At 73.1% G+C, this 12,114-nt stretch carries 12 protein-coding genes; 5 read left to right on the top strand and 7 right to left on the bottom strand.

The window, feature by feature from the left end; all coding sequences use genetic code 11:
- Nucleotides 1-165: 165 nt before the first annotated feature.
- From C6W10_RS06650 to C6W10_RS06640, 4 genes are all read right to left on the bottom strand, one after another.
- Entirely contained in the window at nucleotides 166-645 is a 480-nt protein-coding gene (locus tag C6W10_RS06650) for a nucleoside deaminase (protein ID WP_107263725.1), read from the bottom strand.
- An 83-nt stretch (nucleotides 646-728) separates the two neighbouring features.
- Nucleotides 729-1,259, bottom strand: a complete 531-nt coding sequence (locus C6W10_RS06645) for a tRNA adenosine deaminase-associated protein (RefSeq protein ID WP_107257285.1) — start codon at nucleotides 1,257-1,259, stop codon at nucleotides 729-731.
- A 160-nt stretch (nucleotides 1,260-1,419) separates the two neighbouring features.
- Nucleotides 1,420-1,587 (bottom strand): hypothetical protein, encoded by a 168-nt coding sequence (locus C6W10_RS37900; protein WP_199187700.1) that lies wholly within the window; start codon nucleotides 1,585-1,587, stop codon nucleotides 1,420-1,422.
- Between the two features lie 296 nt (nucleotides 1,588-1,883).
- A complete protein-coding gene (locus C6W10_RS06640) occupies nucleotides 1,884-2,414 on the bottom strand; it encodes a hypothetical protein (RefSeq protein ID WP_234361648.1) in 531 nt (176 codons plus the stop codon).
- A 258-nt stretch (nucleotides 2,415-2,672) separates the two neighbouring features.
- Here C6W10_RS06640 and C6W10_RS06635 point away from each other — a divergent pair, with 258 nt between their 5' ends.
- Both C6W10_RS06635 and C6W10_RS06630 read left to right on the top strand, forming a co-directional pair.
- Nucleotides 2,673-3,461, top strand: a complete 789-nt coding sequence (locus C6W10_RS06635; protein WP_107257284.1) for a M23 family metallopeptidase — start codon at nucleotides 2,673-2,675, stop codon at nucleotides 3,459-3,461.
- 28 nt (nucleotides 3,462-3,489) lie between these two features.
- Entirely contained in the window at nucleotides 3,490-4,494 is a 1,005-nt protein-coding gene (locus C6W10_RS06630; RefSeq protein WP_107257283.1) for a prephenate dehydrogenase/arogenate dehydrogenase family protein, read from the top strand.
- Here C6W10_RS06630 and mtnA read toward each other — a convergent pair.
- Together mtnA and C6W10_RS06620 are read right to left on the bottom strand one after the other, a co-directional pair.
- On the bottom strand, nucleotides 4,466-5,452 hold the full coding sequence (gene mtnA, locus C6W10_RS06625; protein WP_107257282.1) for an S-methyl-5-thioribose-1-phosphate isomerase: 987 nt from the start codon (nucleotides 5,450-5,452) through the stop codon (nucleotides 4,466-4,468). The genes C6W10_RS06630 and mtnA overlap by 29 nt on opposite strands.
- A 39-nt stretch (nucleotides 5,453-5,491) precedes the next feature.
- Nucleotides 5,492-7,339 (bottom strand): M48 family metallopeptidase, encoded by a 1,848-nt coding sequence (locus tag C6W10_RS06620; protein ID WP_234361647.1) that lies wholly within the window; start codon nucleotides 7,337-7,339, stop codon nucleotides 5,492-5,494.
- A 201-nt stretch (nucleotides 7,340-7,540) separates the two neighbouring features.
- Between C6W10_RS06620 and C6W10_RS06615 the strand changes: the two genes are divergently transcribed.
- Nucleotides 7,541-8,614: a PHP domain-containing protein gene (locus C6W10_RS06615; RefSeq protein WP_107257281.1), complete on the top strand. Its 1,074-nt coding sequence runs from the start codon at nucleotides 7,541-7,543 to the stop codon at nucleotides 8,612-8,614.
- Here the strand turns inward: C6W10_RS06615 and C6W10_RS06610 are convergent.
- Nucleotides 8,600-9,604, bottom strand: coding sequence for a DMT family transporter (locus C6W10_RS06610; RefSeq protein WP_107257280.1), 1,005 nt, complete (start codon nucleotides 9,602-9,604; stop codon nucleotides 8,600-8,602). The two genes, C6W10_RS06615 and C6W10_RS06610, sit on opposite strands and share 15 nt — an antisense overlap.
- A gap of 85 nt (nucleotides 9,605-9,689) precedes the next feature.
- Here C6W10_RS06610 and C6W10_RS06605 point away from each other — a divergent pair, with 85 nt between their 5' ends.
- Both C6W10_RS06605 and C6W10_RS06600 read left to right on the top strand, forming a co-directional pair.
- Nucleotides 9,690-10,286 (top strand): Uma2 family endonuclease, encoded by a 597-nt coding sequence (locus tag C6W10_RS06605; protein WP_107257279.1) that lies wholly within the window; start codon nucleotides 9,690-9,692, stop codon nucleotides 10,284-10,286.
- An 88-nt stretch (nucleotides 10,287-10,374) separates the two neighbouring features.
- Nucleotides 10,375-12,045 carry a DUF885 domain-containing protein gene (locus tag C6W10_RS06600; RefSeq protein ID WP_107257278.1) on the top strand — a complete coding sequence of 557 codons (1,671 nt, stop codon included), beginning with the start codon at nucleotides 10,375-10,377 and terminating at the stop codon, nucleotides 12,043-12,045.
- Nucleotides 12,046-12,114: the final 69 nt, after the last annotated feature.

Genomic DNA, 12,114 nt, shown 5'->3' with positions numbered 1-12,114 from the left:
TGTTTTCCACAGGTGGTCGAGGTTATCCACAAGGGTGTGCACAACCTCGACCGGAGCTGTGCAGAACCGCCGTCCCACCGGCCCCGGAGCTGTGGAAAACCGGCGTGCCGCCGGGCCGGGCACTGTGCACAACGGCGTACCGGGTATCGGCTGGCGGGTACCGGGTCAGCGGAAGAAGGACTGTAGTGCCGCGGCGCACTCCGCCGCCAGGACCCCGCCGTACACCTCGGGGCGGTGGTTGAGCCGCCGGTCGCGTACGACGTCCCAGAGCGAACCCACCGCACCGGTCTTCGGCTCCCAGGCACCGAAGACGACCGTGGAGATCCGGGCGAGTACCAGCGCACCGGCGCACATCGTGCACGGCTCCAGGGTCACCACCAGGGTGCAGCCGGTCAGCCGCCAGGCGCCGACCGTGCGGGCGGCCCGGCGCAGGGCCAGTACCTCGGCGTGCGCGGTGGGGTCACCGGTCAGCTCGCGCTCGTTGCGGGCGCTCGACAACTCGGTACCGTCCGGGGCGTAGACGACCGCTCCGACCGGTACGTCTCCGGCCAGCGCCTCGACGGCGACCTCGGCGGCCCGGCCGGTCACCGGGGGGATCGGGCCGGGGCCGGGCGGCGCACCCGCGACCTCGAGCGCCCGCCGCATCCACGCCTCGTGCCGGTATCGACGCCCGGTCAGCGGCTGGTCGGACGGGTCGGATTCACCGGCGGCCCGACCCGTTGGTCCGGTCACGCCTCGCGGAGTTCCTCGACCTCGTTGCCGCAGCCGATGATCTGGCAGACCTCGGCCGTCACGTCGGCCGGCAGCATCCCCTCGTGGGCGCAGAGCGCGAGCAGGCGGTGGGCCGAGATGCCGAGGTCGGCGAGGAGATCGGCGTCGCCCACCGGGTCGGCGTCCGGATCGACGGCCGGTTCCTCGTCGTCGTCGGACGACCCGGCCGCGCGCTCCACCGGCTCGACCACGTCGTCGATGTCCAGGGCCGGCGCCTTGATGTCGCCGACCAGCAGGGCGCCGAGCCGCGACTCCTCGGCGAACGCCGAGTCCGAACCGAAGACCCGCAGGTCGTCACCCTCGTCCAGCCGCACGATGGCCAGGTAGGCGTCGTCGGACTCGACGAACAGCAAGGAGATCTCGGCGTCGGGATCGACGTCGCGGAGCAGGTCGGCGACCTCGTCGATGTCGCCCGCGCCATTGAGATCAACTTCTGTCGCGGCCCAGCCGGACTGGCGGCGCACCACCGCCGCAGCGAAGTACGACACGGTCCCCCCAATTACCCAGCGGCCCCCAGCCGCACATCACGCCGACTTCCCCGGTGCACAGCCGGCTCTCTGTCACGCGTGACGGTATCCGGTCGTATCCAGCCGAGCCCACGCAACGCCCCGAAGGAGGGACGGGGAATCGAAGTGGGCGAGGCTGCGGTCAGTTCACCAGGCGGCGACGGGTGGCGATCAGCTCGCGCAGGCGGTCCACCCGGGCACGTCGCGGATGCTCACGCTCGCGCACCGACTTCGCCCCGGCGAGCTCGGCGAGGAGCTGCAACCGACGACGGCTGCGTTCAGGGTCGAGCCGATGCTCTGTCCAGGCCATACCGCCGAGAGTGCCGAGTCGGGCCCGGTTCGTCAAGGCCGGTAGCGGTGCGCAGCGGTCACCTCACTCAGCGCGGCTGTTGCGAGCGATTCTCGGAGTCTCCGAGAACTCGCCGGCACCGGTCCGGAGTTGCGACGCGGGCCGCAGCGATCGCCACCGGAAGCGACGAAAGCAGACGGAACGGACAGAGCATCTCGGACGGCCGGAGTACAACGGGCGGACCGAGGGAACCGAGCGGACCGAGGGAACCGAGCGGACAGAACGGACGGAGGGGACTGAGGGAACCGGGCGGACGGTCACCACAACGGCCAGTCGGCGCTGGTGTACCAGCGCGTCGCGACGGCCACCCCGGCGATCGCCCAACCCATCCCGGTGGCCAGGGCGATGCCGGCACCGGCTCCCCGGTTGCCCCGCTGCGTCAGCAACAGCGCGACGAGCCAGGCCAACCCGCCGGCCAGCAGCGTCCAGAGCACGTACCCGCGCAGGTCGTGCCCGAGCAGGCCGAAGGCCACCAGCCAGGCGGCGGTGGACGCGGCGCCCGCGGCGACGGCTCCGGGGCGTACCGGATGGGGTTCCCGGTAGGTCGGGTGGGTGTTCCCGGGTGGCGGGCTGGCCGGAAAGAGGCCGGACGGGGTGTGCCCGAAGGGTCGGGGCTGCCAGACCGGGTCGGAGCCGACGACCGGCGACGGCATGGCCGGCGGTGGCGGCGTGCCGGGCCCGCCGAACTGGAGTACACCCGGCTGGGCCGGGGTACCGGGCTGGCCGGGCTGGTGCAACCCAGGATGCGGTACCCCGGACCGGGGTTGGAGAGCCGGCTGTTCCGCCATGACCCCGCTCCCTCCCGTCACCACGGGTAGCCACACACGCCCAGGCCCGCGCGATGCTCCGCCCGTTTCGGCCCGGTCCACCCGCTCGCAGCCTACCCGGCGAGCGCCGGAGGGCGACCGGATCACGACCGCCCGGCACCGGCCCGGCGCAGGGCACGGCGCGGACATCGGGCGGTGCGGCGGGTACAGATTCGGTTCCCCGGCCGCAGCGGCGGTTCCGGGCCGGCGGGCTCCGGGTCGGTCTGCCACTATGGCCCAATGTCATGGGGAGGATCAGCGGGACCGGGCCGGGCCGGCCGGCGTCGGGGATACCCGGTCGCCGTCCTGCTGGTGACGGTGACGGCGCTCGCCGCGGGCTGCGCCGACACGCGGCAGCCAACCGGCGCACCGGCCTTCGAGCCGATGGAGACGCCGGCCACCAGCGCGGCCGCCGACGGTACGCCGACCGCCGCACCGACGCCGACCGCCAGCGCGACGCCGAGCAGGTCGCCGTCGAAGAAGCCGACCACCCCGCCGCCGACGACCAGCGGCAGCCACAGGTACGTCTTTCCGGTGCAGACCGGCAACGTCGCCTACCACCCGACCCACTCGGCGTACCCGGCCACCGACATCTTCGCCAACTGCGGCTCGCCGGTCGTCGCGGTCACGAACGGCCGGATCCTGGAGGTGAGCCGGGTCGACCGGTACAGCAAGACCGGGCCGCAGGGGCCGAACAACGGCGGCAAGGCCGTCTCGCTGCTCGGCGACGACGGTGTGCGCTACTACGGCTCGCACCTGACCACCGTCAGCGGCGGGATCGAGGCGGGTGTCCGGGTCCGGGCCGGTGAGCAGGTCGGCACGGTCGGCCGGACCGGCAACGCCAACAACGTCTGCCACCTGCACTTCGGCATCTCACCGCCCTGCCAGAAGACCGCCGACTGGTGGATCCGGCGCGGCGTGGTCTGGCCGGCGTCGTTCCTGGACGCCTGGCGCAAGAAGCGGAACACGTCGCCGGCCGCCAAGGTCAGGGACTGGCGCGCCGACAACGGCTGCCCGAAGGCGCCGTAGCGCCGGCCGGTGTGCGAGAGTTCCGGTCGTGGACGTCGCGGTGATCGGGCTCGGTCTCATCGGCGGCTCGGTGCTGCGGGCGCTGGCCTCGACCGGTCACCGGGTGCTCGGCTACGACGCCGACCCGGCGACCAGGGCCACCGCCCGGACCGCCGCCGCGCAGGCGCCGCCGGCACACCGCTGGCAGGTCGCCCGGACGGTACGCGACGCGGTGGCCGGCGCCGATCTGGTGGTGGTCGCCGTACCGCTGCCGGCGGTCGCCGGAGTGCTCGACGAACTCTCCTCGGCCGGCTACACCGGGCTGGTCACCGACGTCACCTCGGTCAAGGAGCCGGTACGCGCCCTGGTCGACCGGCACCTGCGTGGCGGTACCGACCGGCGGGCCGGATTCGTCGGCGGGCATCCGATGGCGGGCCGGGAGACCTCCGGGTTCGGTGCCGCCGATCCGAGCCTCTTCACCGGCTGCGCCTGGGTGCTCTGCCTCGAACCGGGGGTGACCCAGGTGGCCGACTGGTTGGAGTTGGCGGCCCTGCTGACCGGGATCGGTGCCCGGGTGGTGCCGGCGGTCGCCGCCGAGCACGACCGGGCGGTGGCCGCCGTCAGCCACGTACCGCATCTGCTGGCCACCGCGATCGCGGCGGTCGCGGCCGGTGACCCGCTGGCCGGCACCCTGGCCGCCGGCTCGTTCCGGGACGGCACCCGGGTCGCGGCGACCCGGCCGGACCTGGTCGCGGCGATGTGCGGCGGCAACGCGGCCGCGGTCGGCCCGGCGCTGGACGCGGTGCTGCGGGAGCTGGAGGGCGCCCGCGCGGCGGTCGGCTCGGCGGACCCGATCGGTGCGCTGCGGGAGTGGCTGGCGCCCGGCTCGGCGGCCCGGCAGGGCTGGCCGCCCCGCCCGGGCAGTTCGGTGGAGCTGCCGGCCCGGCCGGACGCGCTGCTCCGGCTCGGCCGGGCGGGTGGCTGGGTGACCCGGGTCGCCGAGGACCGGCGTACGGTCACCGCGGTCAGACCCGCTCTCCCCGATCCAGCCTGATCACCCGCCGCTCGGTGACGATCGCCGTGACCAGCTCGTACGGGGTCACGTCGAAGGCGGGGTTGACCGCGTCGACGGTGTCCGGTCCCGGGTCGGCTTCCGGGTTCCCGCCGTAGCGGAGCACCTCGGCGGCGCCCCGGTCCTCGATCTCGACCTGTGCACCGTCGGCGGTGTCGAGGTCGACGGTCGACTCCGGCGCGACGACCACGAACGGGATGCCGGCGCGACGGGCGCCGAGCGCGTGCGCGTACGTGCCGATCTTGTTGACCACGTCGCCGTTGGCGCAGATCCGGTCGGCGCCCAGTACCACCGCGTCGACCTCGCCCCGGGCCATCAGGAACGGACCCGCTCCGTCCACCGCCACCCGGTACGGCACCCCGGCCCGGCCCAGTTCCCAGGCGGTCAGCCGGGCGCCCTGCAACAGCGGCCGGGTCTCGCTGGCCAGTACCGCGCCGAGCGCGTCCCGCCGGTGCAGTTCGAGTATCGCGCCGAGGGCGGTACCGCCGACCACCGCCGCCAGCGCCCCGGTGTTGCAGTGGGTGAGCAGTCGAGGCCGCGCCCCGCAGAGTTCGGCCAGCAGGTCGGCGCCGAGCCGGGCCATCGCCTCCGAGGCGGCGATCTCCTCGTCCCGGACGGCCAGCGCCTCGGCGAGGACCGCGTCGGCGCCCTCCGGCAGCCGGGCGGCGGCCCGGCGTACGCCCCGGGCCAGGTTCACCGCCGTCGGCCGGGCGGTCTCCAGCCGGCGTACCGCCGACGCCACGTCGCCGGGCTGGTGTGCGGCGAGCGCGACGCCGAGCGCACCGGCGACGCCGAGTGCCGGTGCGCCGCGTACGGCGAGCCGCTGGATCGCCGCGACCAGCTCCTCGACGGTGCTCAGCCGGAGTACGGTGAGCCGCGCGGGCAGGGCGGTCTGGTCGATCAGTTCGACGGCACCGTCAACCCAGTCGATCGTGCGCATGACCGCCAGGGTACGGCGCGTTCCGGCGGCCGGTCAGGGTCAGCGCTCGCCGAACGACTTCAGCGCCTCCAGCAGGGTGTCCCGGCTGTTCTTCTCCAGCAGTTCGCTGCTCCACGCCTCCTGTAGCGCCAGCCGACGGCCGTCGTGCAGCACGAGCTCGGCCTTCAGCGGCACCTGCTTGCCGATCGTGGCACCGGCGATCTCCTCGAACGGCAGGAAGTGGTGCCGGCCGGCCAGCTCGGCGACCGGGGCGGAGCTGACCAGTTCGCGCAGTCGCTTCGTACCCTTGTCCGCCTTGCCCGGGTTGCCGACGAAGACCAGCCCACGGTTGAGCATCAGCACGTCGTGGTCGACGCCGTCGACCTTGATGTTGGCGAGCGCGGCGAGCAGCCGGGCGCCGTTCGCGGTGGCCCGGCGCTGCACCACCCGGCCGTGCGCCGGGTCGATGCCGAGCGCGGTGAGCCGGGCGACCGCCTCGGGCAGCGTCTGCGCCGAGACGGCCAGTTCGGCGATCTCGGTGAACGAGATCGGCTGCCCGTCCCGGCCAACCAGCCGGGCCGGCTCGGACCACGAGTGCTGCCACCAGGCCGCCTGGGCAGTGACCGCCGCGCTCTGCAACAGCGTCTCCATCGGCTCGGCGAACCTGCCGGCCGCCTCCCGGCGGGTGGCGTTCGGGAAGAACTGCTCGGCGAACTCGCCGAGCCGGCCGGCCTGGACGAGTTCGAACAGGACCGGCAGCCCGGGCTCGGGTGCCCCGGTGAACCGGCCGAGTGCCCGGAAGACGGCGTCGGTCTGCCGCTGCACGCCGGCCGCGACCATCGCGTGGGTGAACTGCGGCCAGGGCAGTACCTGCCGGTCGCCGACGTCGACGACCCGTTCCTGGAGCCGGCGACCGAGCACGGCGATCTGCGGGAGCAGGACGTACGCGGGTCGGTTGTCGGTCGGCCGGGGTACGTCGGGGGTGGTGGCGATCACCGAGATCCGCTGCGGGATCGGCGGGTGGGTGTCCCAGCGTGACCCGGTACCGTCCGGTTCGTTGCCGCGCAGTTCTGCCAGTTCCGCCTGCCGGGCGGCGACCAGGGCGTAGAAGCCGGCGAAGAGGTCGTCCGGCACGAACCCGGCCTCCCAGCCGGGGTGGACGTACCGCTGGAGGAAGAAGCCCCAGGCCGCGTCGAGTACCGGCAGTTCGCGCAGCGCGGACGCGGCGGCGGCCCGGCCGGCGACCTGCACGGAGGCCCGGTCCGCCTCCAGTTCCTGGCGCCGGGAGGCGGCGTTGTCGACGAGCAGGTAGAGCCGGGCGTAGCCCTTGAAGACCCAGCCGACCGGGTTGGCCGAACCGATCCGGTTGATGGTGCCGCCGAGGGCCAGCCGGCCCCGGTAGGCGACCGCGCCGAGCCGGGTGTGCCGCCCCGAGTAGTGCCCCAGCTCGTGGGCGACCACCGAGCGGATCTGGTCGACGCTCATCGCCTGGAGCAGCGGGAGTCCGATGTAGAGGATGCGTCGGCCGTCGATCAGGCCGAGCAGTTTGGCGTCCTCGGTCACCGCCGCGTTGACCTCGGGCAGCAGCCGGATCTCGTCCGGCACCCGGGTGCCGACCACGCCGGCCAGCTCGTGCACCGTACGCCACAGCTCCGGGGCCTGGTCGGGGCCGACCGGAAGCCCTTCCGGCGGCTCCGGCCTGGCCCGGACGGCCTTCCAGAGCGCGACCGAGACGGCGCCGACCGTGGCCACGAAGAGCGGAAACACGATCTTCAGTGCGAGCACGCCGTTGAGCACGGTCGCCAGCCAGATGGCCAGGGCCACCGCGCCGCCGAGCTGGACGAGCGCGACGACGTAGAACCCGGCGAGCATCACCACCGACGCCAGCGCGCGGAAAGTGGCTACCACGATTCGTCCTCCCCCGTGAATGCTTCCGCCCGAACCGTGGCGCGAAGCGGCGGACGGACACTACGACGAGGGTCGGACAGCGGCAACCCCGTTCGGTCCGCCGGCCGGCAACCCGGTTCGGTCCGCCGGGCGGCACCGGCCGGTCGGGCACGCCCCGGCGAGTCCCCCCGCCGGTGCCGACCGCTGGCTAACCTGGTCGGCATGACCGGCCGCGACCCCCTCGCCGACCTCCGTCGGATCGCCTTCCTGCTGGAACGGGCGAACGAGGCCAGCTTCCGGGTCAAGGCGTTCCGGTCGGCCGCCAAGACCCTGGCCGAGCTGCCCGCGCCGGAGCTGGCGGCCCGCGCCGAGGCGGGCACCCTGACCGAACTCTCCGGCGTCGGCGACGTGACCGCGCGTACCGTCACCGAGTCGCTGCGCGGTGAGGAGCCCGTCTATCTGCGCCGGCTGCTGGCCACCGAGGGGCTCGACCTGGACGAGGAGGCCGCCGCGCTGCGGGCGGCGCTGCGCGGCGACTGCCACACCCACTCCGACTGGTCGGACGGGGGATCACCGATCGAGGAGATGGCGCTCGCCGCCGTCGAGCTGGGCCACGAATATCTGGTACTCACCGACCACTCGCCCCGGCTGACCGTGGCCCGGGGGCTGACCGCCGCCCGGCTGCGCCGGCAGCTCGACTATGTCGCCGCGGTCAACGACGCGCTGCCGGAGGGCTTCCGGATCCTCACCGGCATCGAGGTCGACATCCTCGACGACGGCTCGCTGGACCAGGACGAGGAGCTGCTGGCCCGACTCGACGTGGTGGTCGGCTCGGTGCACAGCAACCTGCGGGACCCGAAGGCGCGGATGACCCGGCGGATGCTGGCGGCGGTCGCCAACCCGCACCTGGACATCCTCGGGCACTGCACCGGGCGGATGGTCGCCGCCCGGCCGCCCGGGGTGACCGGGCCCGGCGACCGGGGACACCGGGCGCGGACCAGGCCGCCGAGCGACTTCGACGCCGACGCCGTCTTCGCCGCCTGCGCCGAACACGACAAGGCCGTCGAGATCAACTCTCGTCCGGAGCGGCAGGACCCGCCGAAGCGGCTGATCAGGGTGGCGGTGGAGGCGGGCTGCCGGTTCGCCATCGACACCGACGCGCACGCACCGGGTCAGCTCGACTGGCAGCGGTTCGGCTGCGAGCGGGCCGCCCGGTGCGGCGTACCGGTGGAGCGGGTCGTCAACACCTGGTCGGCCGAGGCACTGCTCGACTGGACCGGCTCACACGCGGCCTGACGTGGTCAGTTCCGGCGGCATCCCGGCCGGTACCGCCGGGCGGCGTCGCCGGCCGAAGAGGCCCTGCGAGACCGCCACCCCGGCCAGCACGATCGCCGCGCCGACCGGCTGGTACCAGGCCAGGTGCTCACCGAGCGCGAGTACTCCGATCAGCACCGCGAAGACCGGGATCACGTAGGTGACCGTGGAGGCGGTGCTGGCCCCGGCGACCCGGATGTTGCGGAGGTTGATCACGAAGGCCAGGCCGGTGCCGAGCGCGCCCAGCGCCAGTACGCTGGCGATCACCTCGCCGGAGAGCCGGGTCGGTGCCGGCGGGGCACCGGCGATCAGCGGCGCGGCGATCGCGAGCTGCGCCGTCGCCATCAGCAGCTGCGCCGCCGAGAGCGAGAGCCCTGACTCGGCCCGGCCGGCGACGAACCGCTTCTGGTACGGGATGGCCACGCCGTAACAGGCCGCCGCGGCGAGGCAGAAGAGTTGGCCGGTGAACTGGGCACCGCCGAGGCCCTGCCAGACGCCGAGCACCACCAGCACCCCGACGAAGCCGAGCCCGAGCCCCACTCCCCGGCGTACGGTCATCCGCTCGGTGCGGAACACCAGCACCGCCAGCGGCAGTACCACCAGCGGGGTGGTCGCGTTCCAGATGCCGGCGAGCATCGAGGAGACCCGCTGCTCGCCGTAGCCGAAGAGGGTGAACGGCAGGGCCACCCCGATCGCCGAGTAGAGCGCGGTGTGCAGCCACAGTTTCGGGTCCCGGGGCAGCCGGTCGCGGAGCACCGCCAGCACGACCAGCAGGGTGATCGCGCCCGCGCCGACCCGGCCGAGCGTGACGTAGACCGGGTGCATCTCCCGGATGCCGATCTTGATGAAGAGAAAGCTGGATCCCCAGATCGCGCCGAGGGCGAAGAAGCCCGGCAGCCATGACCCGAGGGCGGCCTTGTCAGGAGTGGTAGCGCCAGTCACCCCTGACACTCTGGGCCAGGAGTACGACATTGTCTCGTGATTTCCGGACCTCGTGGCGGGCGACACACGTCAAACGGTTGGGTTGGTAACGTCGATTGCGTCGAGGAGGTGGCCCATGGCGATGCCGGCACAGTTCGATCCGCTGGTGGATTTCGACGGGATGTGGACAACCCAGCTCGCCGACCGCTATCTTCCGCTGCCGGAGCTGCCTACCGCACGTTACGAGTGCATCGACGGAAGGTTAGTGATGACCCCGGCAGAAGTCGGCGCCAACAGCTATGGGGAGATGACGCTCGCCCACCTGCTCCGACCGGCCGCCCAAGCGTCCGGTTTCTACGTGTACGGCCCGGTCAACCTCACGTTCGAGTTGCGGCAGTGGATCCAGCCGGACGTCACCATCTTGCACGCGCTGCCGCAGACCGACGAAGAGGACAAGTGGGTGCCGGTCCGGCTCTGCACGATGGCGGTCGAGTTCGTGTCGCACGGCAGCCGGAAGCAGGACTTCGTCGACAAGCCGAAGCGGTGTGCCGAGGGCGGGGTGCCGTACTTCATGCGGGTGGAGATCGTCCGCCGGCTCCGGCACGCCTCCGTCGAGTTCTTCACCCTGGAGGACGGGGAGTACCGGCGTACCGCCGAGGCGGTCTGCGGCCAGCGGCTCCGGGCCGGCGAGCCCTTCGAGATCGACTTCGACCCACGGGAACTCCTGCCCTGACCCCGCCGTCCGGGTGGCCCGCCGACACGGCCCGGCGTACGGCATAACGCGGATGAGGGGCGTCGGACCGATCACGTAGGGTCGTGGCGTGGGACGAATCAACGAGTTGGCCGACGGCTACGTCGACGAGTGGGCACGGCTGAACCCGACCGGCGCGACCTTTGTCGGCATCGGGGGGTACGACGACCAGCTCGGCGACCTGTCCCCGGATGGCTTCGCGGCACAGGCCGAGCTGACCCGGCGTACGCTCACCGCCCTCAACGCCACCGAGCCGGACTCCGAGGCGGAGCGGACCGCCAAGGAGGCGATGCAGGAGCGGCTCGGCCTCGAACTCGCCCGGTACGACGCGGGCGAGACGACCAGCGAACTGAACGTCATCGCCAGCGGACTGCACGAACTCCGGCAGGTCTTCGACCTGATGCCGACCGAGGGGGCCGAGGCGGTCGGCAACATCGCCGCCCGGTTGGGCCAGTTCGCCGGTGCGCTCGACGCGTACAAGACGACGCTGCGTACCGCCGCCAAGGCCGGGCACGTCAGCCCCCGGGCGCAGATCGTCGAGGTCGCCAAGCAGTGCGACATCTGGACCGACCCGGACGGCGACGACTTCTTCCACTCCCTGGTGGAGCGGCTCCCCGCCGACCCGGCGCTCGCCGCCGAGCTGCGTCGGGGCGCGGCGGCGGCCACCGCCGCCACGGCCCAGTTCGGGCACTTCCTGCGGGACGAACTCGCCCCGCTGGGCCGGGCCAAGCAGGCCGCCGGGCGGGAGCGCTACGAACTCGCCTCGCAGTACTTCCTCGGCGCCCGCGTCGACCTTGCCGAGACGTACGCCTGGGGGTTCGAGGAGCTGGCCCGGCTGGAGGCCGAGATGCGCGCGGTGGCCGCCGAGATCGCCGGCCCGGGCGCCAGCATCGACGCGGCGGTGGCCGCGCTGGACGCGGACCCGGCTCGCCGGATCCAGGGCAAGGAGGCGTTCCGGGACTGGATGCAGGCGCTGGCCGACAAGGCGATCGGCGAACTGCACGGCACCCACTTCGACATCCCCGAGCAGGTCCGCCGGATCGAGTGCTGCCTCGCGCCGACCAGCGACGGCGGCATCTACTACACCGGCCCGAGCGAGGACTTCTCCCGGCCGGGCCGGATGTGGTGGGCGGTGCCGCAGGGCATCACCGAGTTCTCCACCTGGCGGGAGGTGACCACCGTCTTCCACGAGGGCGTGCCCGGACACCACCTCCAGGTGGCGCAGACCCAGGTCCGGGCCGACCTGCTCAACCGCTGGCAGCGGCTGCTCTGCTGGACCTCCGGGCACGGCGAGGGGTGGGCGCTCTACTCCGAGCGGCTGATGGACGAGCTGGGTTATCTCGCCGACCCCGGCGACAAGCTCGGCATGCTCGACGGGCAGGCGCTCCGGGCCGCCCGGGTGATCGTGGACATCGGCATGCACCTGGAGCTGGAGATTCCCCGGGACAACCCGTTCGGCTTCCACCCGGGGCAGCGCTGGACCCCCGAGCTGGGTTGGGAGTTCATGCGGGCGCACTGCCGGGTGCCGGACGAGAACCTGCGGTTCGAGCTGAACCGCTATCTCGGCTGGCCGGGGCAGGCACCGTCGTACAAGATCGGCGAGCGGATCTGGTTGCAGGCCCGGGAGGACGCGAAGGCGCGCAAGGGTGCCGACTTCGACCTGAAGGAATTCCACCGGGCCGCGCTGGACCTGGGCTCGCTCGGCCTGGACCCGCTCCGCGCCGCGCTGGCCCGGATCTAGACCATCGGGTACGGGTACGAGACTGGTGCGCGCTGACCCGCGCAATGCGACCCGCCCCGGACCAGGGGA

The sequence above is a fragment of the Plantactinospora sp. BB1 genome, from assembly GCF_003030385.1.
Lineage (GTDB): Bacteria > Actinomycetota > Actinomycetes > Mycobacteriales > Micromonosporaceae > Plantactinospora.
Note: the sequence above shows the minus strand (reverse complement) of the source record. Positions and strands in the feature narration are given on the sequence as shown.